Genomic DNA, 22,719 nt, shown 5'->3' with positions numbered 1-22,719 from the left:
CAAACGTTTACAATTTTTGTGTAAGCGTTTTCCTAAATTCATGCTACAAGGAGGGACCCACATGGTCAACAAACAATGGAAACCAGTATGGGCAGTTGTGCTAACGTTTGCACTGATTCTGTCGATGTTTCCGATGTCAGCGTCTGCCCTTGATAAAGGCAAGTCGACACTAGTCGTCGTCCACTATCAAGAGGCGCCAGACAATCAAATGGATTGGAACTTATGGCTTTGGGCGAATGGCCCAGATTACTTCCCGAACAAAGGCTTCGCCTTTAACGGCGAGGACGATTACGGCAAGGTGGCGGCCTACGAATTCCCGGTCGACTCACCTGAACAGATCGGTCTCATCGTCCGAACGGACAATTGGGACAAGGATAAAGGGTCGGAAAACGACCGCCTGATCACGAAAGACATGATCAAGGACGGTGTCGCCGAAGTGTGGATCAAGTCGGGCGACTCGAAAATCTACACGTCGAACCCGGACGGGGAGACGGCGAAGACGGAAGTCGACATGAAAGTCCACTACTTCCGCTATGACAATACATACACCGACTGGGGTGTTTGGACGTGGCCGGACGGTGGCGACGGTCAAAGCATCAACTTTGATGAGACGGACGCCTACGGCGGTGTCGCGAACGTGAAGTTTGCGAATCCGGATGCGAAACAACTCATCGGTCTGATCACGAAAAAAGGCGAATGGTCCGACAAGGACGGCGAAGACCGCTTCGCGCTCAGCACGGCGAAAGAGATTTGGCTCGTCGAAGGTGATTCGACGATTTACTATTCAGAGCCAGAAATCGACCGCTCACCAAAAATCGTCTCGTTCGAGGCAAACACGTTCCGTCAGGCGGAACTAACGCTCAACCGCGCGATCGATGAGCAGTTCCTTAGTGAATTGAAGGTCGATGGCGCGGCAGTCGAGTCGGTCGAGAAGACTGGCGACAAATCGGTCACGGTAAACTTCAGTGCTGACCTCGACTTGGCGCAAGTCATCACGGCGTCGCACCCGACGTTCGGTGACAAAGTGCTGCAAGCGGGCGACGTGCTCCGGTCACCGGAATTCGATGCGAAGTATGCGTATAACGGCAAGCTCGGCGTCACATACAAGCAGTCGAAGACGAACTTCGTGCTTTGGGCACCGACGGCTCAAGACGTTTCACTCGAACTGTGGAACATGCCGAAAGAGCGTCCAGCGAACGACAAGGATATCAAGAAAACGATTGCGATGAAGCGTGGCGAACGCGGCACGTGGACTGCTGAAGTCCGCGGTGACCTCGACGGCATCGGCTACACGTACAACGTCAAGCATGCGTCAGGCAGCGTCCGTGCGGTCGATCCGTATGCGACGGCGGTCGGCGTCAACGGGGACCAAGGGGTCATCGTCGACTTGAACGAGACGAAACCGAAACGTTGGAACTCGATGAAACCGAAGCTTCAAAACGCGACGGACGCAATCATCTACGAGACACACGTCCGTGACTTCTCAATCTTTGACGTCACATCGAACACGTACGATTCAGGAATTCGCTATAAAGGTAAATACCTCGGTGTCGTTCAACCGGGTACTCGCTTGATTGAAAACGGGAAGAAGACGGCGACGAAGACAGGCCTTGACCACGTCAAAGACCTCGGCGTGACGCACGTCCAGTTCATCCCGGTGTATGACTACAACACGGCCTCGGTCGACGAGACGAAACCGAACGCGACATATAACTGGGGCTATGACCCGAAAAACTATAACGCGCCGGAAGGCTCATACTCGACGAACCCTTATGACGCAAAAGTTCGAATCATGCAGATGAAAGAAATGATTCAAGGTCTCCACGACCACAACTTGCGTGCTGTCATGGACGTCGTCTACAATCACATGTTCGATGCGCAAGCCTCGAACCTTCATAAGATCGTACCAGGCTACTACTACCGTTACACGGCAGGCGGCGACTTCGCGAACGGGACGGGCGTCGGCAACGACACCGCGTCTGAGCGTAAGATGATGCAAAAACTCATCGTCGATTCAGTCGTCTACTGGGCGCAAGAATATCATTGGGACGGGTTCCGCTTCGACCTCATGGGCATCCACGACGTCGAGACGATGAACCAAGTCCGTCAAGCGCTCGACAAAGTCGATAAATCGATCCTCGTCTTCGGCGAGGGTTGGGACCTCAGCACACCGCTCGACCCGGCACTGAAAGCGAACCAAAAGAACGCCTACAAGATGCCCCGCGTCGCGCACTTTAACGACAACATCCGTGACGGCTTGAAAGGCAGCGTCTTTATCGACACGGACAACGGCTTCATCAACGGCAAAGACGGTCTTGAGAACCGCATCAAGACGGGAATCGTCGGTGAGATCGACTACAATGCCGAGATCAAAGGCTTCACGAAAGAGCCGACGCAAGCGATCACGTACGTCGAAGCGCACGACAACCACACGCTTTGGGACAAGCTCGAACTCACGAATAAAGAGACGGCGGAAGCTGACCGGACGAAGATGCATCGTCTCGCGTCAAGCATCCTCTTGACGAGCCAGGGGACGACATTCCTCCACGCCGGTCAAGAGTTCATGCGGACGAAAGAAGGCGATCACAACTCGTACAAATCACCGGACCGCATCAACCAAATGGATTGGAAACGCGCCGCTGAACGTAAGGCGGACGTCCAGTACATGAAAGGCTTGATCGAGATGCGTAAACAAAACCCAGGGCTTCGCATGACGAAAGCGACTGACGTCAAGAAGAACGTCAAGTTCTATCGTTCTGCGCCAAACGTCATCACGTATTTGATCGATGACAAAGCGCCTGGCCAGAAGAAAGACTTGTTCATCACACATAACGCCAACGCAGAAACAGTCAAAGTGAAACTTCCGACAGGACAGTGGAACGTGATTGTCGACGGCAGTCAGGCAGGAACGAAGACGATCAAACGCGTCTCGGGCTATGTCGACGTGCCATCGTATGCGACGGTCGTCGTAAAACAACCATAATGCGCGAGACCACGGAGCACATATCCGTGGTCTTTTTTGCGTCATCATCGTGTGGAGGAGTAGGTTGACAGCACATTAAGACATGACATTTTTTTGAATATATGTATGTAATACGGTTCATTTCCCTTATTTGCAAAATGCAGAAGCTCTTTCAACTAGTCAATCTTGTATAATCAAGTTAACACGTATCGAAACGTGACATTTGTCACACGAAGGAGTGATACACATGGGCTTCTTCCGTAATTGGAAGCATGTATTAGAATCAAACGTTGAGCAGGCCGAGCATGAGGGGAGAATCAATATCGATCCGTTATTGCTCGATCAATATCCTGACGCGGTGTACGTCCTTGATCGAGATTTGAACTTCGTCGACTCGAACGAAAAGTTGTCGCTTCTCTTTAGCGGGGAAGAGGAGCGTTTCGTCGATCCTGACTCCTGGCTTCCAAAACTAGAAAGCGAACGTGTTCACGCCTTTCATCAGCGGGCGCTCCATGGGGAGACGGTCCATTATGAACTGAAAGCGTTGAATGCGGACAAGCGACGCATTCATCTGTCGGTCACGAATACGCCGCTCTATACCGGCCGGGTCATCACCGGTCTGTACGGCGTCGTCAAAGACTTGACGACCCAGATGGAACTGCGCGAACGATACAATCGGATGAAAGTGGGACGGACGCTGTTCGAGCGCATCCCGGGTCTCATCCTGATCGAACTTGACCTCGAGTCCGGCGAGTTTTACCATTCACCGCAGACGGGTGAACTGCTCGGGTTATCTAAGCGGCAACTGGGAGATATGAAACGCGAACATTTCCGTAACATGATCCATGAGGATTACCGTCCAGAATTTGCGGCAGCCATCGAGACGCTCATCCACGATGCTGACGTGCAAGAGTATGAGACCCAAATCAAGGCGTTCAATCCGAAGCAACAAAAATATTTGGATTTGATCGTCAAAGTCGGAATGTCAAAAGATCGAAAATCGGTGACGTGGGCAATGTTTGACGTCACCAATTTGGTCAAAGTCGAAGAAGCGCTCACGATGGAGCAGTCCAAAGTGAAGCAGTTGTGCGAAATCGTCGACTCGGTCATTTTTGAACGTTATTTCGAGACGAAACAGTTTAAGTTTTTGACGCCGGGCTTCTCGCACATCTTTGGCTATACGGAAGACCAGTTCAACACACACCCTGACTATTGGCAGCGTGTCGTCGTTCCTGACGACGTGCCGAAAGTGAACCAAGCCCGAGAAGTGACGCTCAGCGGTAAACCGACAACGTTCTCGTATCGTATCTATGCGAAAGGCAATGTCAAATGGATCGAAGAGAACCGGGAACCGATTTTCTCTGAAGACGGAATCGTCATCGGGTTTCGGACGCTCGTCAAAGACATCACCCAATTGAAAGAACAGCAACAAGAGATTTGGCGCCTCGCCTCGCTCGACCCGATCACAAACATGCCAAACCGTGAGTCAATCACAGGATCGGTCTATCAACTCACGCGCAAACGCGACCCGTTCACATTGTTCTCGCTTTCGTTCAACCGGATTGCCGAGATCAACAATACGTTCGGCTACGAGCTCGGTGACGAGTGGCGTGTCGCGACGGTGAACCAATTGATTCGTCTGTTGCCACAAGACGCCTTGCTCGGTCATCTCGATGCGGATAACGTCTTGATCGTGTTGCCGCGCCGGATGGAAGACCCGGAAGTGCTTGCGCTCGGGAAAGAGTTAGGAACGCTGTCGAAGCACCGGTTCCATATTGACGCGTATGACTTGTTCGCGCGAATCTCGATCGGCGTGAGCCGCTATCCTGAAGACGGGGCACAGGCGAGCGAATTGATCAAGCACGCATGCGTCGCCATGAACCGGGCCGATAAAAAGTTCGGGACGCAACTCGAACTGTATTCGTCGCAAATGGACATCGAGTCACTCAAACGCTACGAGCTGTTGCGCGATATGCGAGGTGCGCTTAAAAACAACGAATTCTATTTGATGTATCAACCGAAAGTGAACGCCTGGACCGGTCAAATCGTCGGAGCCGAGGCGCTCATGCGTTGGACGCACCCGACGTGGGGCTCGATCTCGCCAGCCGAATTTATTCCGCTCGCCGAGGAGAGCAGCCTCCATCTCGATTTGACGAACTGGTTGATCGAAGAGGTGTGCCGCTATATCACGTCGCTCAAACATCGAGTCCCGATCTCGATCAATGTCTCAGCCAAATACTTGTATCAAGAACGGTTTGAACGCGTGTTCGAAGATATGTTAGACCGCTTCCACGTCCCGGCGTCGTATCTCGAAGTCGAGATCTCGGAGACGTCACTGTTAGACGACGCCCAGCAGATCACACAAGCGTTCGAACGGTTGAACAACCTCGGTATCCCGATCGCGTTTGACGACTTCGGTAAAGGGTATTCGTCGCTTGCTTACTTACAGGCGTACAGTGCCCAGACAATCAAGATTGACCGTATCTTCGCCCATAACGTCAACCAAAGCCGAAAAGCCCAAGGCATCATCCGGAGTCTGCTCCTCATCGCCGAAGAGTTCGGGATGAACGTCGTCGTCGAGGGTGTCGAGATGATGGATGACTTACTTCGACTCCGTGAGTTCGGTTGTCACGTCATTCAAGGTTTCATTTTCAGCCGACCGTTGCGAGAATCCGATTTTGAACAAGCGCTCGAGACGGGAACGCTCATTCCGATCGAGGAGTACGTCGAGACGATCCAACCGTCGAACCGGTTGATCCACGCCGGCATCACGATCACGCGCCTGCGCAATCAAGCCGTCGCGGTTGGGACATCGCCGATCGTCATCATGAAGCGTGGATTTAAAGCGGTCGCCTTCTATGGCTCGATCCGGTTACCGGTCGATAGTGACATCAATCTCGTCATCTTGCTTGATGACGGGCAGCCGTCGCTGCCGATTCAAGTGACTCGATTGACCGAGCTTGCGAACGGATTGTATCAATATGAAGCGACGTACGAACAGACCGTCGAACTCGAGAAACGGTTGACCGCGCTCGAAAGTGACAAACCGCGCGGCTTCACGATTCAACAAGCGAAAGATTTAATCGAAAGATGAGACAAAGCGAGCCGGATTTGCCGGCTCGCTTTTTGTGCGCTCTAAAACTAGAAACGGGACGCAGTTTTCTCTAAGATGGAAGGGACAGATCAGAAGAGGAGACAGAAACGATGGATCGACTACAGGCAGCCCGCCACTTTTTCTCACAACTTGAAGGGGAGCATACCGAACGGTTACGGGAGATCGAAGCCGAAATCGAGCGGACCGGGACGTACACGCTCACGACGGACGAATTGGCGTCCGGGGCAAAACTCGCATGGCGCAACTCGAACCGCTGCATCGGCCGCTTGTTTTGGCAGACGCTCACCGTCCACGACGCGCGTGACGCGGAAACGTTTGATGATGTGTTTGAAGCAATCGTCGCCCATCTTCGCTACGCGACGAACGGCGGAAAGATTCGCTCGACGATGACCGTCCTCCCGAACCATTTTCGGATTTTGAACACACAACTCATCCGTTACGCGGCGTACGAGACGACAGACGGCATCGTCGGTGACCCGCTATCGCTGTCGATGACGAGACAGGCGATGCGTCTCGGGTGGGTCGGGGCTGGGACGGCTTTCGATCTGTTACCGCTCTTGCTTACAGACGGGAACGAGATCCGCATGTATGAACTGCCGGCCGATGCCGTGCTCGAGGTCGATATTCGCCATGACGACGTCGATTTGTTCGGGGGACGTGACGTCAAGTGGCACGCCGTCCCGGCCATCGCTGACATGGAGCTTGAAATCGGTGGACACCGCTTCACATCGGTCCCGTTCAACGGGTGGTACATGGAGACAGAGATCGGGGCGCGCAACCTCGCCGACGTCGAGCGCTACAACCTGCTCCCGCTTGTCGGGGCATCACTCGGTCTCGATACGACAAAAGAGCGGACGCTCTGGCGTGACCGCGCCCTCGTCGAGCTGAACGTCGCCGTCTTGCAATCGTTCGAGCGCGCCGGCGTGACGATTGTCGACCATCATACAGCGGCGAAACAATTTAAACGGTTCGAGAAAAATGAGACGGACGCCGGTCGTGACGTGACCGGACAGTGGAGTTGGCTCATCCCGCCGCTGTCACCGGCCTCGACCCACGTCTTTCATCGGCACTATGATGACAAGATTGTGACGCCGAACTTGTTCGCGCGGTCAGGTTGTCCGTTTTCAGCGTTTCAAGCCAAGCCAAAAGAGGAATCTAAAGGCTAGGAAACGAAACGAAAGGATGATGAACGTGGCAGTCCCAATCTGGAAACGCGCTGTAGCTAGTCGAATCGATAAAATCCTATTAGAAGCACCCGCGAAACTCGTCGAGAAGACGATCCGTAAAAAAATCTGGCCGGATAAAGAAGTGAAGCATTATTACTTACCGACAATCGTCTCCATCGCAGGAGAAGCCTATTTCTTGCTCAACCGGGACGGGCAGACGATCGGCGACAAAATCGTCGGGATTAAAGTCGTGAGCCAAGACGGCCGGCCGCTAACGCTCGAACAAGTCATGAAACGGACGCTCTACAAGGACGTCGTCTATCCGGCGACGCTCGGTCTACCACTTCTTCGTGCACTTCAACAGATGAAGTCGAATAAAGACCTCGAACTGCCGCACGATGAGTTCGCCCACACGAAACTGATTTCGACAAAATGAACGGGAGCAGGACGATTCCGCAATCGTTCTGCTTTTTTCTTCGGGGAAGTGGCGGGGAAAATGGGTTATAATGAAAGAGGAAAAAATTGAACGACTACTGGAGGACTATTTGTTATGACAAAAATTGCATGGATCACCGATAGTATGGCCAACTTCTCGAAAGAGGAGGCCGCCCAGCTCGGCGTCGAGATCGTCCCGATCCAATTGATCGTCGACGGGAGCGGCTACAGTGAAGTCGACCTCTCGATTGAGGAATTGCACCGCTACATGATCGACCAAAAGAAAGAAGCGAAGACGTCGCAACCGATTTTTGGTGACTTCATCTCGCGTTACGAGCGCTTAAAAGAAGAAGGGTACGATTGCGCCATCGCCGTCCACTGTTCAAACGGATTGAGCAGCACCGTCAAAAACTCGAGTGCAGCGGCTGAGGCGGCTGGATTTAAAGTTTACACGGTCGACTCGCACGCAGCGCTCGAGGCGCAGCAAGAGCTCGTCCGTCTCGGTCTCGCTGCCGAGAAGGAAGGCAAGTCGGTCGAGGAAATCGTCGCTCTTCTCGAAGCGTGGCGTGACAAGAAAAACTTCTTCATGATCATCGGGAACATGGAGACGATGCGCCGGGGCGGACGTGTGTCATCAGGTGAGATGTTCCTCGCGAACATCTTGAACATCAAACCGATCATCACGCTCGACGAATCTGGGAAAGTCATCCCGTTCAAGAAAGTGCGTTCGATCAAAAAAGCGTACGCTGAGATGGTCACAGAACTCGAACGTCTTCATGCGGCGAACGGAATCCATAACAACCGTGTCTTCGTCCAGACGGCGCTCGCTCCAGAGATGCAAGACAACCTCGTCGCCCTCATCCAAGCGAAATTGCCGGAAGTTGACGTCGTGAAGACACGTTTCTGTCCGTCGATTGCGGTCCATGCCGGCTTTGAGACGGTCGGTGTGCTTTGGCTCGACGCTTAAGTTGAAAGGGGGAGACAGCATGGAGGCTGTGAACACACTTTCGATGTTGAATGAACGGGTTGCTGAGGCCGAGCAGTTGCTCGTCTATGTCTCGCACCCGGGATGCAGCGTCTGTCACTCGCTCAAGCCGCAAGTCGAGGAGATGCTCGTTGATTTTCCCGACATCGAGGCGGTCGCGGTCGATTCGGACGAAGTGCCGGATATCGCCGGCGCCTATTCGATTTTCACCGTACCGGTCGTCTTGTTCTTCATCGACGGCAAAGAGATGCTCCGCCGGGCCCGGTTCGTGCCGATCGGTGAGTTGACCCACCAGCTCGAACGGCTCCAAGAGATGAGAAAGTAAATCCACAGACATGTGTCTGTGGATTTTTTTGATTGTCGTGATGATTTAACGGGAATTAATGAAGTGGTTCTGTCACTTTTGCAACGAAGGAACGGAGGAATCTGTGATGGAGATGATACGCCACTCGGAATGGGCTGAGACAAAGCTCACGCTCCATTTGCTGTCGCAAATCTTGGGGAAAATCAAGTTGGCTTTGGCTCCGCAAGAGCCACAATGGACACACGTCACGTTGCCCGTTGCGCTGAGCGGCTTTTCGACTGGCCCGCTCGTGCAAGGGGAGACGTGGCTACAACTCGACGTCGATGTCTTTCAATCTCATATCAGAGTCCAAGTCGGTGCCGACACGTCGGTATTCCCGCTCGAAGCAGGCAAGTCGATCAGTACGTACTATGAAGAAATCATGGGTGCCCTGCGCGCAAACGGCGTCTCGGTCGCCCTCAATCCGAGAACGCAAGAGATGCGGGAGTTACGTTATCTGGACCGGGACGAGACACCGCTCGCCTATGACGCTATGGCGGCGCAACGAGGCATCCGTCTGTTTCAATACGCCGCGCGGGAGCAAACGGCATTTCTCGCACCGCTCCGCTGTCGGAAAGTGAAGCCAGGCCTGTTTTGGGGAACGTTTGACGTGTCGTCGCTCATCGTCTATGGACGGCCTGAGCCGTTCCCGCAAGATAAAGTCATCGAGAAGGCGGCGTTTGACGAGCACATGGTCGAGTTCGGGTTTTGGCTCGGTGATGAAGCGGTCGATATTCCGACGTTCTTCATCTTGCCTTACCCGTTCCAGTACACGGAGATCGGGACGGAGCGGCTCAAACCGCAAGACGCCTATTATGATGCCGGCAAGAGCGAGTTCTTTTTATCTCTTGAGAACGTAGGGGAAACGAGAGACGTGCAGGCATTCTTCCGGACGTCGTTCGATATTTTGAGCGAACAGCTCGAATGGGAAGGGTGCGACCATTACTTTATGCCGCTCGACATGCCGAAACAACAAGAGCTCACAGACGAATGATCTGTGAGCTCTTGTTTACTTTAGGGGCTGGTAGCGAGTAGATGGCCCATTTCCGACACGGATGATTTTCCGTTCGGCTATTAGCTGTTCGATTAGTTTTCGAACAGTACCTTTTTGTTGCTCGTCCGATGGCGCCCCGACTCCTGCAGGAAAGCAATCCGACGGAGACCCAGCAGCGACGCGAGTCGCGATGCGGCTCCGGGATTGCCTGCGGAAAGCGTGGGCGCCGGAAGGACGAGCGATATCAAAAAATCGATCAATTTGGATGTGGGTCCAAATTAATCGATTGACATGTTATTCTGCAATTTGTGGTACGAGGTAGATCAAGCCGAACGGGTTATGGAGCAAGTTGTCGATTGACGTGCGCTCGTCTTCGCCCATCTCGACCGTGAACGTCTTGCCGTCCTCGAACGTGAAGCTGTCGCCGTCACCGAACATTGATCCGCCTGCGATCAAATGGAAGTTAAACGAATGGATGACGTGGATCGCGTCTTCGATCTCGAGCGTTTCTGGTACGGCGACGTCGGCATGGCCGAACGCTTTCATGCCCCACGACACGTACGCCGTCTCTTCTTCCGTGATGGCGGTGAGGAGCGAGTAGTCGAGGGCGAGGTCTTCTTCTTTCGACGCTTGCCATTCGTCTTTCGAATAAGCGACGCCTGCCGTCTCGACCATGACACCGAGTCCGCCGGCGTTCAACAGGGCGTTCGCCCCGCGACGGGCCGCGGCGATGTCTGTCACATCATTGACGTCGCCGATCAAATAGACGATATGTGTGTGACGCGTAAGTCCTTTGGCGATTTTCGGTGTGAAGCCGCTCGTGCTGGCGTGAATCATCGCCTCGGCGAGCGCTGGGTCGCGTTCGACGACTTCGACGGTGAACGCTTTTCCGGTCTCGTCTTCTAACAGCAACAGGCCGGCCATTGTGTAGCCTTCGCTATGTATACTAATCTTTTCGCTCACTGCCTCGGCCGATGGCCAGTTTCCTGGGATAGCGAGCAACACTTGTGTACGGTTCATTAGAATCATCCTCTTCTGCAAATAGTTAGGCCCCTCAAGCGAGAGGCCTAGTCTCTTCTCTTATTATGCCCTATTTCGAGCAAAATTATTCTTGATACGTCTTCAACACTTCTTGGAGCGGGATTTGATCGATCTTGCGCCGGCTGACGAACGTGCTGACGAAGAACAAGAGCGTGACGGCCCCGACCGTATAGAGCACGTAGATCCATTCAAACTCGAGCGGCAAGACGAGCCCGTAGTCCTCGGCGAAGACGACGATGATGATCCGGAGGACGACGAGGGCGATCGGGATGCTGAGGAGTGCTGAGATGAGCGCGTAGACGAAATAGCTGTCGAGGATCATCGAGCGGACCTCACGTCGATTATACCCCATCACTTTGAGGAGCGAGATGACGTAATAGTTTTTCTCGACCGTGAGCGCGGTCAAGACGAACAAGATGCTGAAGGCGATCAAGGCGGAGCCGCCGATCATGACGTTCATCATCAAATTCATATACTCGTTGATCGACTCGGACTGTTCGATCAAGCCGTCGCGCGACAGAATCGTCGGATACACCGACTCGTCCGGCCGTTCACTGGCGTAGACGCCGTTGAACAAATCGCTCGAGGCGCCGTCTGTCAGCTCGTTGCTGAGCATTTCAATCGGTAAATAGACGACGTCACCCGTGAAGTCATCGGCGATGCCGAGGATCGGGTACGATAACGTCTCCCCGTCGAGCTCGAGGTCGATCGTGTCGCCGACGTCAAAGCTCTGTTTTAAGGCGAGCGGTTCGGTGACGATGACGCCATCGGTTGCAGGGGTCAATTCGTTCCCGTCCCGGTCTCGCAACCGGTAGAGCGTGTTGTCGTCGCTCAAGCCTTTAAGGGTGACGAGTTGATCCTCGACGAACGCGAACGGATAGGCGAGGAACGGTTCCTGACCGTCGGCGAGCATTGGCGGCGATTCCGTGTTCGCGTACGCCTCATACGCATAGTCGACGTCGTTCAATCCGCCGACCGTCATCCGGTCGACGGCCCCGTTCATCATGAGTGCGAACACGATCAACAATGTCGAGAACAAGATACCGAGGAAGAAGATGATGAAGCTGCCCGTGCTTTTGACGGCGTATAAATATTTGAACTTCGTTTTCCCGCTGGCCCGGCTTAGCATTCGGCTGACGAGCCGGCTGAGCCGGTTGAGCGATATGTTGTCGCGCGGTGATAACAGTGCGAGCGCGCTCTCACCCATAAGCTTGTAGATGACGGCACCGGCGACGATGCCGAAGAAGACAAGCGGGGCGAAGACGGCGGTCATGAAGACGAGTGGGTTTTGAGCGATCGTGATCGATGGCAACAGATAGAAGTCGAGATACAGGTTTTTGAGCGGGTCGGCGAAGTAGAGGCCGAGGAAGTACCCGATGACGAGCATGAGCGTCGCGAACACCAAGATCAGCACCAAGTAGGGGATTGAAATCTGGCGCCGGTTGTAGCCGATCGCTTTCAACAGCCCGATCTGACCGCGTTCGGCCTCGAGCATGTTCGAGATGAGAATGGCGACGATGATGACGGCGATCGAGACGATGAATAGGCTAAGTCCGAGCGCCATCGCTTTCCCGGACGAGATCTCACTATAGATGGCCCCGCTGCGCATAATATTCTCCGTCTCCATGACCGAGACGACGAATGGGAGCTCGACGGTGTCGATCGCGCCGTCCGTGACGCCTGAGAGCCGGAACGACTCCGTGCCGACGATCGCTTCATACGCCTCGTCCGTCATGAGCAGGAGTGTCTGCGTCCCGGCGTCGAGATTGAAGAAGTTCTCATCGAACAGCGGGAGCGTATAATCCGGAAACAAGACGAAGCCGCTCACCGTGAACGGCGTGCCGAGGTCGATCGTGTCACCGACCTCGATCCCGTTCTTCTCGGCGTATTTGGCGTTGAGCGCGACCTCGTCGTCGGTCGTCGGACGCGATCCTGCTTCGAGGTAAGATTGATTGATCGTCATTGTTTCTTTTAAGACGAGCCCCCGATGTTCACTGCCCGCGAATGGATAAGTGATCAGTTTGGATTCGCGAAGTTCGAGTGTCGCCTCGGGCATGACGGACTCGACCGCGTCGATCCGGGCGCCGATCAAGTCGTCGAAGCGTTCCGGGTCGACCTGTTTCAAGTCGGCGAGCGTATACGTGCCCGAGGCGACGAGGGAGGCGATTTCGGGATCGTTCGCTTCGTCTGCGGTGACGCGGTTGAGCATCTCGACGGCGAAGTCCTCTTGGTTCGACGACGCCAAGTAGTCCTCGGTCGGGACCTCGATCCCGCTGATGCCGTAGAACATCATCGTATAGGTGAGCGAGCTCATGACGATGATGACGGCGATGGCGACGAGCTGCATCCATTTGCCGACGAGCGTCTTCAAAACGTTTTTATACAGCATGGTCGAAACCTCCTAACCCCAAGCGATATCGCGCGCGGCTTGTCGGACCGGGTTGTGCGTCAGTTCGACGATGCGTCCCGAGTTCATCTTGATGACGTCGTCGGCCATGGCGCTGATGCCGGTGTTGTGGGTGATGACGACGACGGTCTTGCCGTACGTCGTGTTCAATCGTTCGAGCAGCTCGAGCACTTTCTTCGAGTTGTCCTCGTCGAGCGAGCCGGTCGGTTCATCGCAAAAGATGATCGACGGGTTTTTGGCGAGACTCCGGGCGACCGAGACGCGCTGCTGCTCACCGCCGGACAGTTGGTACGGGTACTTGTCGCGCGCAGGCGACAGCCCGACCTGCTCTAACAGCTCGTCGATACCGAGCGGTTGCGTCGACAGGTCGGCCCCGATCTGGATATTTTCGTAGACGGTCAAGTTTTGGAGCAAATTGTATTGTTGGAAGATGAAGCCGAGATGGTCGCGCCGAAACGCCGTCATCTGTTCCGGGGACAGGTCGGTCAAGACGGTGTCATCGAACGTGATGTTCCCGGACGTGACCGTATCAAGCCCGCTGATGACGTTCAAGAGTGTACTCTTGCCGCTGCCGCTCGGTCCGAGGATGACGACGAACGCCCCGTCGTTGATCGTCAAGTCGACGTCTTTCAAGGCGGCCGTCTCGATGTCACCGGTCTTGTAAATCTTATTGACGTTCTCGATTCGAATCATAAAAAAACGCCTCCTTTGTCCATGTTATCTTTTACCCGTTTCGGGCGGGTTGTGGACCTTAGAGGTTTGAACGTTTGACGAAGACGGGTACATTTTTTGAAAAATTAGTGAAACCGTTTCACCTGTGATAAAATCATACTACCAGGTACTAATCACGATTTTAAAGGAGAGGCTCACATGAAAATTGCCTACATCACGGACAGCACGGTCGTCTTGCCAGATTCGATCAAACACCACCCAGACATCCATATCGTCCCGCTTTACGTCGTCAAGGGCGATCAACCTTATAAAGACGGCATCGAAGTCGACGCCGAGACGGTGTACGACTGGATCGATGCCGGCGAGCGCGTCTCGACGAGCCAACCGGCAATCGGGGATTTCGCCACGCTGTATGAAGAGTTGAAGCCGAAGTATGACATGGGCATCGCCGTCCACCTGTCGTCTGACTTGAGCGGCACGTACTCTGCGTCGATCCAAGGGGCCGAGATCGCCGAGTTCAAGCTGCTCGCCATCGATTCACGGTCGGGTATTTATACGATGGGTCTGTTGCTCGAAGAACTGATCGAGCGCGTCGAGCGCGGAGACGCCCTTGATGACGTCGAGGCGTACATGAAACAGCGCGTCGAGGACGTCCGGATCGAACTGACGATTCAAAATTTGACGCAAATGCAAAAAGGTGGACGCATCTCGAAATCAAAAGCGCTCATCGGCAACATGCTGCAGCTGAAGCCGGTGCTCCGCTTCGAGGACGGGCTCATCGTCCCGTATCAGACCGTACGGACGTATAAAAAGGCGCAAGCCCACTTGTTCGAGGTCATCCGGGCGGCGATCGAGTCAGGCGAATGCACGGACGTCTCGATCTTCCACGGGAACGTGCCAGAGCTTGCGGAGTCGTGGAAACGGGAACTCGGCGACAAGGTGCCGATCCGCGTCGACACGCTCGCGCCGCTGCTCGGGGCCCACACCGGGTCCGGCTCGATCGGCATTTCTTATTTGAAAGCGAAATAACGGACAGACCGTGGCGCACGCCACGGTTTTTTCATTGTCACAACTTTCAAACAACGACTGGAATGTTTCTCCAAAACCCTTCATACTATTAAAGAATGTTACAAGAAAAGGGGGAAGACGATGCGGTTTCGGAAGTATCTCATAAGGAGCTGGCTCTCGTGGTCGCTCGTCTTCATCGGGATCGTCTATTACACGTGGACCGATCTGGAAACGTTCGATTGGGCGTTCTTCTGGTTCATCTACACGCTCGGTGCCTTGTTCGTCATGAACCCGTTGAAGCGGCGGCACCTGCACTTCACATTCCACGAGCTGTTCGTCTTCATGACGTTCTTCTTGTACGGGCTCGTCCCGGCACTTTTAATGGGGCAATTGCTGTTGTTGACGTTCCAGGCACGGGCGTTCAACAGGAAAGTCGGCCGCCGGCGCTTCTTACACTTTTATCCGCTCAACACGTTGATCGAGGCGATGATTCTCGTCATCCCGGGTCTCGTCTACTTTTCGCTCGGCGGTGAGATCGGGTCGACCGTCCACTTGCTCGAGCAAGGAGTGGCACTGATCGGTTTCTTCGGAGTGCTTTATCTCGTCCTCGGCTTCAGCTTCGTCATGTCCCGGTTCTTGATCGGGGAGCGGATCCCGCTGCCGATCATGTGGCGGTTGTTACGGTTCGATTGGCTCGTCATCTCGCTCGAGCTGTTGTTCACGATGGTCGCGCTCGAGGCGTTCCAACTGTTCGGGTATGTCGGGTTGATGGCGACGTTCCTGCTCTTGTCGATCTTGAAGATGGGGTTGTCGAAAGCGACACAGACAGAAGAGACGCAATCGAAGATCGACCAAGTCGAGCGGTTGAAAGAACAGCTCTATCGCGTCGACAGCGAAGCGTTGTTAATTGAAAAGTTTTGGAACGGCTTACGGGAAGTCGTCGAGGTCGAGCGCGGCTGGCTTCAAATCAATCGAGACGGGGACCAGACGTTTTATGATGTGCGGGGGCGGAAAGCGGAAGCGGTCACTGATGCGTATACGCTCGAACGGCACCGTGACGCGAGTGAGCCATACTTTCTGTACGATTCGCTCCACGAGTGGCACCCGGAGCTTCAGGTGAACCAAAGCGAACTGCATCATTCCGCGCTCGTCATTCAACCGGTGACGAGCACGACGAACGCGGTCAGCTGTATGATTTCGACGACGGCGAACGGTGCCTATGATGAGGCGCTCGCGGTCGAGATTCACCGCTTGCTCAAGACCCTGTCGTGGTCACTCGAGCGGATCGATGAACGGGATCGGCTCCAGCACGAGAGTCTGACCGATCCGTTGACCGGGTTGCCGAACCAACGGGCGTTGAAACGTTGGACGAAAGAGCGATTGAACGACGTCGCGTCGTATCCGTTGTCGGTCTTTTTGATCGACCTCGACCATTTTAAATCGATTAACGATACGTACGGCCATGCGTTCGGTGACGAAGTGTTGATTGAAGCGGGGGTCCTGTTCAACCGGCTCGTCCGGAGCAGTGACCTCGTCACGCGTTACGGCGGCGAAGAGTTCGTCTTCGTGTTCCCGAGGACGAACGAGGCGGCGGGGATTGTGACCGGTGAGAAGATTCGGCAAGCGCTCCGGTCACACCCGTTCGGGACAGAAGGGATCCGGGTCCAAGTGACGGCGAGCATCGGCATCGAGACGATTCATGAGTACGAAGAGCTCGATACGGTGTTGCGACATGCCGACCGGGCGATGTACGTCGGGGCGAAGTTTAACGGTCGCGACCGTGTCGCCCATTACCGGGACACGTCGACCGAACGAATTCAATGAAAAAAAGGAGGACCGTTAAACGGTTCTCCTTTTTGAATGAATGATTATGATTTCTGGCTGAACATGTCGGACTCGACCGCATGGATGGCAGCGGACCAAGACCCGTAACGATGCAAGATCGCTTTCGTAGATGGCTTGTTGTTGCGTTTCGCCCATTCTCGGTACGCCTCGAATGAAAGAGAGAAGCCCATCTCATGAATCGCTTCTCGAAGAGCGTTCGACAACTCTGACTTCGAGTAAGTCACGCTCGCCTCAAGCCCGGCTTCGGCGCAGGCGTCATGCCACGAACCGAACGTCTTGACGATGTGGTAATGGCTCGGTGCTTTCGGATGTAGTTTCCGCCATTCTTGATATTTCTTCAGCGTGATGATCGAACCCATGTCCCGTGAATAGAGGGCAAGCGTCTCGACGATATCATCGCGTGTATATTTTGGCATTTTATCGGGTAAATCAACGGCGATTTCCCCATGCCATTCATAGCCGGCGATGGCGAGTGCCTCGGCCCATGATCCGAACTGTCGAATGATCGATTCGGGAGACGGCCAGTTTTGCTCCATCGCGAAACGACGATAGACAGAGCGACGAGGACGTTCCTTTAATAAATCCCCGAGCAAACGAATACAGTGAATCATGCGTTGCTGTTCGGTTGATAAGTGATGAGTATTAGTGGATAGCGTTTGACTCAATGATGGTTCCTCCTTCCATGGACTCATATCTGAACCGACAATGATGACGAAAGTGCTTCTACAATCATACTATCGGATAGTTTTTACGATTTATAAGCGCTTTTGTAAGTTTTTTATGTTAAAAATGGGACGTGATAGGTCTAAAGTCGGATGAAAGATTGAAAAAAAAGGTAACAGGTATATTACAAATTTAATATTATATGGGTTCATTTGTAAACAAAAAGTTTTATTTTTGGTAATTTATATGAATTCCATACAAAAATGTACCCAGCTGGACAATGGGGTCATCACCGTTGTCCAGTTGAGTACACCTCTATAATAAATTTAATTTTCAGACTAATCAATAAAAGTTTTCAAAATATACGAATTTTTTTTTAAGGGTGGTCAATGAAACTGTGATTCTGCTAAAATAGCCGCATTGAGCGAATTTGAGAAAAGAGGATATTATGATATGACAATATGGTTATTTTACTTGCTGCTTGGTCTCGTCCAAGGGTTCACGGAGCCGATCCCGATTTCGTCGAGCGGTCATTTGGTCATCTTCCAAGAGCTATTCAATATCGAATTACCTGGGCTGTCGTTCGAGATTTTCGTCAACTTTGCGTCGCTCCTCGCCGTCTTGACGATTTATCGCCAAGATGTCGTCCGCCTCGTCGTCAGTCTGTGGACGTTCTTATTTAAGAAAGACCGCAGCGAGGATACGATGATCGACGTCAAGTTCATCGGTCTCTTGCTCGTCGCGACCGTACCGGCCGGCGTGCTCGGCGTGTTATTCGGAGATTGGATCGGTGAGACGCTCAGCGGCGTCGCGACGGTCGGCTACACATTGATTTTGACCGGGGTCGCACTTTGGTTCATCCGCAACATGCGCGGGAATAAAGGTGACGGCGGTATCACGTTACGTGACGCCATCTTGATCGGTCTCGCCCAAGCGGTCGCGCTTATCCCCGGGATCAGCCGCTCGGGTGCCACGATCGTCATGGCGATGTTGCTCGGCATTAAACAAGAGTCGGCGCTCCGGTTCTCGTTCTTCTTGTTCATCCCGGTCAGTCTCGGGACGATGATTTTGGACGGCCCGGCACTCTTCACCGACCCAGCGACGCGTGATCTGTTCGGTCCGCTCGTCTTGGCGTTCATCGCCTCGTACGCGCTGACGGCCATCTCGCTCAAATGGTTCCAGCACATCATGGCGAAGGGTGAGCTCAAGTACTTCTCGTTCTATTGCTGGATCGTCGGTTTGCTCGTCGTCTTGTTCTTGGCTTGATTGGAAGCGCTGCTCATCGGAGTGGCGCTTTTTTGCACTTTTATTTTTGCCTTCGATTCTTTTTTGCGATAAAGTAAATGCGTACAAACAAATATTCCTTCGGGGTCGGGTGCAATTCCCAACCGGCGGTGATGGGCGCGAGCCCTAAGTCCGTGACCCGGGCGCACGTGTGCGAACGGTGGATCTAGTGTGACTCTAGAGCCGACAGTATAGTCTGGATGGGAGAAGGAAAAAAGACAGGTCCTCGTGACCTGTGCTTCGTCGTACGTTTTTCTGTAAAGAAAACGCTTATTTGGCCTGCCAAATGACGACTGAGACCTCCCGCCGAGACCCTAAGGACATCCTTAGGGTCTTTTTGTTTGTACGAAACAAGGAGGGAGAACGATGCAACAGTACATGCAACAAGCAATCCAATTGGCCAAGTCCGCTGCCGGACAGACCGGTGTGAATCCGCTCGTCGGGGCCGTCGTCGTCAAAGACGGTCGCGTCGTCGGATTCGGTGCCCATTTGAAGGCCGGTGAACCGCACGCCGAAGTACACGCCATTCGCATGGCCGGTGCGTCCGCATACGGTGCGACGATTTACGTCACGCTCGAGCCGTGCTCGCACTACGGGAAAACGCCGCCATGTGCCGACTTGATCGTCGAGTCGGGCATCAAGTGCGCCGTCATCGCGATGAAAGATCCGAACCCGCTCGTCGCAGGGAAAGGTGTCGCCCGTTTGAAGGCGGCGGGGATCGACGTCGAAGTCGGTCTGCTCGAAGACGAGGCCCGTGCGCTCAATCCGGCGTTCCTACGTTCGCTTGAGACGAAACGGCCGTACGTCGTATTGAAGACGGCGACGAGCCTAGACGGGAAAGTCGCGCTCGACACGGGTGAGAGCCAGTGGGTGACCGGGACTGAAGCGAGACGTGACGTCCACGAACTACGGGCGACGGTCGATGCCGTCTTGACTGGAATCGGGACCGTGCTCGCCGACGACCCTGCCTTGACCGTCCGGCTCGACACGCCGACACGTCAGCCGCTTCGGGTCATCCTCGACCGCGAGCTCCGCTTACCGCTCTCGAGTCAGCTCGTCCGGAGCGCGAAAGATGTGCCGGTGCTCGTCTATACGCTGTCCGATGATGAAGTGAAACGGACCGAGCTCGCGCGAAACGGTGTCGAGCTTGCCGACTATTCGACACTCGACAACGTCCTTCGTGACTTGCATAGTCGCGGCGTCGGCCGTTTGCTCATCGAGGCGGGACCGACGCTCGTGACGTCACTCTTTGACGGACGATACGTCGACGAATGGGTCATGTATCAGTCACCGCGCGTGTTCGGTGGGAACCGAGGCGTCTATCGCTCGAGCCAAGCCGGGCCGTTAGATGCGATCGAGCGCTTCGCGATCGGCTCGGTCGAAACTGTCGGTACCGATATCAAGCTCGTCATGAGAAAGGGGGAGTCCGATGTTCACGGGAATCGTTGAAGAAATCGGCAGTGTGAAAGCAGTGAAGCGGAACGGGCCGTCGCTACGGCTCACGCTCGCGGGCAAGATCGTGTTAGAAGACGTGAAGCTCGGCGACAGCATCTCGGTGAACGGGATTTGCCTGACCGTGACGGCGTTTGATCAAACGAGTTTTGCCGTCGACGTCATGCCGGAGACGCTCAAAGCGTCAAGTCTAGACGGGGTCCGCCCTGGAACGGACGTCAACCTCGAGCGGGCGATGCCGGCGAACGGTCGCTTTGGCGGTCACTTCGTCTCGGGACACGTCGACGGGGTCGGTCGCATCGTCAAGAAGCGTCCGCTCGCGAACGCGGTCTACATCGATATTAGTTGCGAGCCGTCGCTACTCCGTTTCATCGTCCCTAAAGGTTCGATTTCGGTCGACGGGACGAGCTTGACGGTGTATGAGGTCACTGAACGCGGCTTCACGCTGTCGCTCATCCCGCACACGTACAGTGAGACGGTGCTCGGGATGAAGCAGGCAGGGGATAAGGTCAATTTGGAATGCGATATGTTGGCTAAATATATGGAAAAGCTAGTGAATCAAAAGGACATGACGCTCGAATCACTTGCGTCGATGGGATACGGAAAGGCGGGATGGTGATGTTTCACACAATCGAACAAGCAATCGAAGATTTGAAGATGGGGCGTCCGATCATCGTCGTCGATGACGAGGACCGGGAGAACGAAGGTGATTTCGTCGTCCTCGCCGATAAGATGACGGCCGAGACGATGAACTTCCTCATCACGGAAGGGAAAGGGCTCGTCTGTGCCGCCCTGGCGGAAGAAGTCGCCGTCCGGCTCGACTTGTCGCCGATGGTCGACAACAGCACCGATCCGCACGGGACGGCGTTCACCGTCAGTGTCGATCATGTCGACACGACGACGGGCATCTCGGCGAGCGAACGGGCCCACACGGTCCGCGAGCTGGCCAATGCAAACGCGCGTCCGGCCGATTTTCAACGGCCGGGACACATCTTCCCGCTCATCGCGAAAAAAGGTGGCGTCTCGGTGCGGCGCGGCCACACCGAAGCGTCGGTCGATTTGGCCCGACTGTCAGGGAGTGAGCCGGTCGCCGTCATTTGCGAAATCATCCGTGAAGACGGCGAGATGGCTCGAGTACCGCACCTGGTCCACGTCGCGGAACGGCACGATTTGAAATTTATCACGATCGAGGAGCTCGTCCGCTATATGGAGACGGACCTCGTCGAACGAGAGGCGGACGTCAATCTCCCCTCGGCTAAGGGTGAGTTTCGCCTGATCGGTTATCGAAACGTCCTTGACCGCGAAGAGCACGTCGCGCTCATCAAAGGCGAACTTGAACATGCACCGCTCGTCCGCATCCATTCGGAATGTCTGACCGGTGACGTGTTCGGCTCTTACCGCTGCGATTGCGGTCCGCAACTTGATGCGTCACTCGCTAAAATTGAAGAAGAGGGCGGCGTCGTGCTCTACATGCGTCAAGAAGGGCGCGGCATCGGTTTACTGAATAAATTGAAGGCGTATGAACTGCAGGAGCAAGGGCTCGACACGGTCGAGGCGAACGTCGCGCTCGGGTTGCATACCGACTTGCGTGACTACCGGGTGAGCGCGGGCATGTTGCGTGACCTCGGCGTCACGAACGTGCGGCTCATGACGAACAACCCAGAGAAAGTCGATGCCTTGGAGGCGTGCGGCATCACCGTCGTCGAACGCGTCCCGATCATCGTCGGGGAGCACGCTGAGAATGAACGCTATCGCTTGACGAAACAACAAAAAATGAATCATTTTGGAGGAGAAGAATAATGTTGCATACATTTGAAGGTAACTTGGTTGGTAAAGGCTTGAAAATCGGGATCGTCGTCGGGCGGTTCAACGATTTGATTACGATGCGCTTGCTCGACGGGGCGAAGGATGCGTTGAAGCGCCACGGCATCGAGCAAGACGACGTCGAGATCGCGTTCGTCCCGGGCGCGTTCGAACTCCCACTCGTCGCCAAAAAGATGGCGATGAGCAAGAAGTATGACGCTGTCATCACGCTCGGTGCGGTCATCCGCGGGGCGACGCCGCACTTCGACTACGTCTGCAGCGAAGCGGCGAAAGGTGTCGCTCAAGCGAGCTACCAGTCGGAAGTGCCGGTCATCTTCGGCGTCTTGACGACCGAGACGATTGAACAAGCGATCGAGCGGGCCGGGACGAAAGCCGGGAACAAAGGCTGGGAAGCAGCGACAGCGGCCATCGAGATGGCGAACTTGATGCGTACATTTTAAGTAAGGCTATAACGGAGGAGAGCGACGTCGCTCTCCTCTTTTTTGATTGTTCAAATCGGGATTAGCGACACAGGGACGACGGG

The 22,719-nt window shown here is 54.5% G+C and carries 18 protein-coding genes and 1 riboswitch; of the genes, 14 read left to right on the top strand and 4 right to left on the bottom strand.

Annotation, left to right across the window (positions count from 1 at the left end):
• The first annotated feature begins 61 nt into the window (after positions 1-61).
• From pulA to EVJ21_RS05745, 7 genes are all read left to right on the top strand, one after another.
• On the top strand, positions 62-2,983 hold the full coding sequence (gene pulA, locus EVJ21_RS05775; protein WP_236633339.1) for a type I pullulanase: 2,922 nt from the start codon (positions 62-64) through the stop codon (positions 2,981-2,983).
• A gap of 226 nt (positions 2,984-3,209) precedes the next feature.
• Positions 3,210-6,056 (top strand): sensor domain-containing protein, encoded by a 2,847-nt coding sequence (locus EVJ21_RS05770; protein ID WP_131490075.1) that lies wholly within the window; start codon positions 3,210-3,212, stop codon positions 6,054-6,056.
• A gap of 110 nt (positions 6,057-6,166) precedes the next feature.
• Positions 6,167-7,243, top strand: a complete 1,077-nt coding sequence (locus tag EVJ21_RS05765) for a nitric oxide synthase oxygenase (RefSeq protein ID WP_131490074.1) — start codon at positions 6,167-6,169, stop codon at positions 7,241-7,243.
• A gap of 19 nt (positions 7,244-7,262) precedes the next feature.
• Positions 7,263-7,679, top strand: a complete 417-nt coding sequence (locus tag EVJ21_RS05760) for an RDD family protein (RefSeq protein ID WP_236633340.1) — start codon at positions 7,263-7,265, stop codon at positions 7,677-7,679.
• Between the two features lie 114 nt (positions 7,680-7,793).
• Positions 7,794-8,645 carry a DegV family protein gene (locus EVJ21_RS05755; protein ID WP_131490073.1) on the top strand — a complete coding sequence of 284 codons (852 nt, stop codon included), beginning with the start codon at positions 7,794-7,796 and terminating at the stop codon, positions 8,643-8,645.
• A 19-nt stretch (positions 8,646-8,664) separates the two neighbouring features.
• Positions 8,665-8,988 (top strand): thioredoxin family protein, encoded by a 324-nt coding sequence (locus EVJ21_RS05750; protein ID WP_131438813.1) that lies wholly within the window; start codon positions 8,665-8,667, stop codon positions 8,986-8,988.
• A 106-nt stretch (positions 8,989-9,094) separates the two neighbouring features.
• Positions 9,095-10,000 (top strand): DUF5996 family protein, encoded by a 906-nt coding sequence (locus tag EVJ21_RS05745; RefSeq protein ID WP_131490072.1) that lies wholly within the window; start codon positions 9,095-9,097, stop codon positions 9,998-10,000.
• 294 nt (positions 10,001-10,294) lie between these two features.
• On the opposite strand, the gene EVJ21_RS05740 is transcribed toward EVJ21_RS05745, so the two are convergent.
• The 3 genes from EVJ21_RS05740 to EVJ21_RS05730 all read right to left on the bottom strand — a co-directional run bounded on the left by EVJ21_RS05740 (position 10,295) and on the right by EVJ21_RS05730 (position 14,141).
• Positions 10,295-11,020 (bottom strand): DUF4261 domain-containing protein, encoded by a 726-nt coding sequence (locus tag EVJ21_RS05740; protein WP_236633341.1) that lies wholly within the window; start codon positions 11,018-11,020, stop codon positions 10,295-10,297.
• Between the two features lie 85 nt (positions 11,021-11,105).
• Positions 11,106-13,430 (bottom strand): ABC transporter permease, encoded by a 2,325-nt coding sequence (locus tag EVJ21_RS05735; RefSeq protein ID WP_131490071.1) that lies wholly within the window; start codon positions 13,428-13,430, stop codon positions 11,106-11,108.
• A gap of 12 nt (positions 13,431-13,442) precedes the next feature.
• Positions 13,443-14,141, bottom strand: a complete 699-nt coding sequence (locus EVJ21_RS05730) for an ABC transporter ATP-binding protein (RefSeq protein WP_070328582.1) — start codon at positions 14,139-14,141, stop codon at positions 13,443-13,445.
• A gap of 177 nt (positions 14,142-14,318) precedes the next feature.
• Here EVJ21_RS05730 and EVJ21_RS05725 point away from each other — a divergent pair, with 177 nt between their 5' ends.
• Both EVJ21_RS05725 and EVJ21_RS05720 read left to right on the top strand, forming a co-directional pair.
• Entirely contained in the window at positions 14,319-15,149 is an 831-nt protein-coding gene (locus EVJ21_RS05725; RefSeq protein ID WP_070328583.1) for a DegV family protein, read from the top strand.
• A gap of 120 nt (positions 15,150-15,269) precedes the next feature.
• Positions 15,270-16,952, top strand: a complete 1,683-nt coding sequence (locus tag EVJ21_RS05720; protein ID WP_131490070.1) for a GGDEF domain-containing protein — start codon at positions 15,270-15,272, stop codon at positions 16,950-16,952.
• A 44-nt stretch (positions 16,953-16,996) separates the two neighbouring features.
• Here the strand turns inward: EVJ21_RS05720 and EVJ21_RS05715 are convergent, their stop codons facing one another.
• Positions 16,997-17,638 carry a homing endonuclease associated repeat-containing protein gene (locus EVJ21_RS05715; RefSeq protein WP_070328585.1) on the bottom strand — a complete coding sequence of 214 codons (642 nt, stop codon included), beginning with the start codon at positions 17,636-17,638 and terminating at the stop codon, positions 16,997-16,999.
• 451 nt (positions 17,639-18,089) lie between these two features.
• Between EVJ21_RS05715 and EVJ21_RS05710 the strand changes: the two genes are divergently transcribed.
• The 5 genes from EVJ21_RS05710 (at position 18,090) to ribH (ending at position 22,636) form a co-directional block, all read left to right on the top strand.
• The gene (locus EVJ21_RS05710) at positions 18,090-18,902 is read left to right on the top strand and encodes an undecaprenyl-diphosphate phosphatase (protein ID WP_071398079.1); all 813 of its coding nucleotides are present in this window, start codon (positions 18,090-18,092) and stop codon (positions 18,900-18,902) included.
• A 91-nt stretch (positions 18,903-18,993) separates the two neighbouring features.
• Positions 18,994-19,136: riboswitch (FMN riboswitch) on the top strand.
• A 150-nt stretch (positions 19,137-19,286) separates the two neighbouring features.
• Positions 19,287-20,369 carry a bifunctional diaminohydroxyphosphoribosylaminopyrimidine deaminase/5-amino-6-(5-phosphoribosylamino)uracil reductase RibD gene (gene ribD / locus EVJ21_RS05705; protein WP_131464146.1) on the top strand — a complete coding sequence of 361 codons (1,083 nt, stop codon included), beginning with the start codon at positions 19,287-19,289 and terminating at the stop codon, positions 20,367-20,369.
• Positions 20,350-20,991, top strand: coding sequence for a riboflavin synthase (gene ribE / locus EVJ21_RS05700; protein ID WP_070328588.1), 642 nt, complete (start codon positions 20,350-20,352; stop codon positions 20,989-20,991). Before ribD ends, ribE begins: the two co-directional genes overlap by 20 nt.
• A complete protein-coding gene (locus tag EVJ21_RS05695) occupies positions 20,991-22,172 on the top strand; it encodes a bifunctional 3,4-dihydroxy-2-butanone-4-phosphate synthase/GTP cyclohydrolase II (protein WP_131490069.1) in 1,182 nt (393 codons plus the stop codon). Before ribE ends, EVJ21_RS05695 begins: the two co-directional genes overlap by 1 nt.
• Positions 22,172-22,636, top strand: coding sequence for a 6,7-dimethyl-8-ribityllumazine synthase (gene ribH, locus EVJ21_RS05690; protein WP_070328590.1), 465 nt, complete (start codon positions 22,172-22,174; stop codon positions 22,634-22,636). Before EVJ21_RS05695 ends, ribH begins: the two co-directional genes overlap by 1 nt.
• Positions 22,637-22,719 lie beyond the last annotated feature (83 nt).

This window comes from Exiguobacterium sp. SH0S2 (assembly GCF_004337185.1).
Lineage (GTDB): Bacteria > Bacillota > Bacilli > Exiguobacteriales > Exiguobacteriaceae > Exiguobacterium > Exiguobacterium aurantiacum_A.
Note: the sequence above shows the minus strand (reverse complement) of the source record. Positions and strands in the feature narration are given on the sequence as shown.

Excerpts from the sequence above, each read along its gene's own strand:
- pulA (WP_236633339.1), top strand. The coding sequence starts at position 62 with ATGGTCAACAAACAATGGAAACCAGTATGGGCAGTTGTGCTAACGTTT.
- EVJ21_RS05770 (WP_131490075.1), top strand. The coding sequence starts at position 3,210 with ATGGGCTTCTTCCGTAATTGGAAGCATGTATTAGAATCAAACGTTGAG.
- EVJ21_RS05765 (WP_131490074.1), top strand. The coding sequence starts at position 6,167 with ATGGATCGACTACAGGCAGCCCGCCACTTTTTCTCACAACTTGAAGGG.
- EVJ21_RS05760 (WP_236633340.1), top strand. The coding sequence starts at position 7,263 with ATGAACGTGGCAGTCCCAATCTGGAAACGCGCTGTAGCTAGTCGAATC.
- EVJ21_RS05755 (WP_131490073.1), top strand. The coding sequence starts at position 7,794 with ATGACAAAAATTGCATGGATCACCGATAGTATGGCCAACTTCTCGAAA.
- EVJ21_RS05750 (WP_131438813.1), top strand. The coding sequence starts at position 8,665 with ATGGAGGCTGTGAACACACTTTCGATGTTGAATGAACGGGTTGCTGAG.
- EVJ21_RS05745 (WP_131490072.1), top strand. The coding sequence starts at position 9,095 with ATGGAGATGATACGCCACTCGGAATGGGCTGAGACAAAGCTCACGCTC.
- EVJ21_RS05740 (WP_236633341.1), bottom strand. The coding sequence starts at position 11,020 with ATGAACCGTACACAAGTGTTGCTCGCTATCCCAGGAAACTGGCCATCG.
- EVJ21_RS05735 (WP_131490071.1), bottom strand. The coding sequence starts at position 13,430 with ATGCTGTATAAAAACGTTTTGAAGACGCTCGTCGGCAAATGGATGCAG.
- EVJ21_RS05730 (WP_070328582.1), bottom strand. The coding sequence starts at position 14,141 with ATGATTCGAATCGAGAACGTCAATAAGATTTACAAGACCGGTGACATC.
- EVJ21_RS05725 (WP_070328583.1), top strand. The coding sequence starts at position 14,319 with ATGAAAATTGCCTACATCACGGACAGCACGGTCGTCTTGCCAGATTCG.
- EVJ21_RS05720 (WP_131490070.1), top strand. The coding sequence starts at position 15,270 with ATGCGGTTTCGGAAGTATCTCATAAGGAGCTGGCTCTCGTGGTCGCTC.
- EVJ21_RS05710 (WP_071398079.1), top strand. The coding sequence starts at position 18,090 with ATGACAATATGGTTATTTTACTTGCTGCTTGGTCTCGTCCAAGGGTTC.
- ribD (WP_131464146.1), top strand. The coding sequence starts at position 19,287 with ATGCAACAGTACATGCAACAAGCAATCCAATTGGCCAAGTCCGCTGCC.
- ribE (WP_070328588.1), top strand. The coding sequence starts at position 20,350 with ATGTTCACGGGAATCGTTGAAGAAATCGGCAGTGTGAAAGCAGTGAAG.
- EVJ21_RS05695 (WP_131490069.1), top strand. The coding sequence starts at position 20,991 with ATGTTTCACACAATCGAACAAGCAATCGAAGATTTGAAGATGGGGCGT.
- ribH (WP_070328590.1), top strand. The coding sequence starts at position 22,172 with ATGTTGCATACATTTGAAGGTAACTTGGTTGGTAAAGGCTTGAAAATC.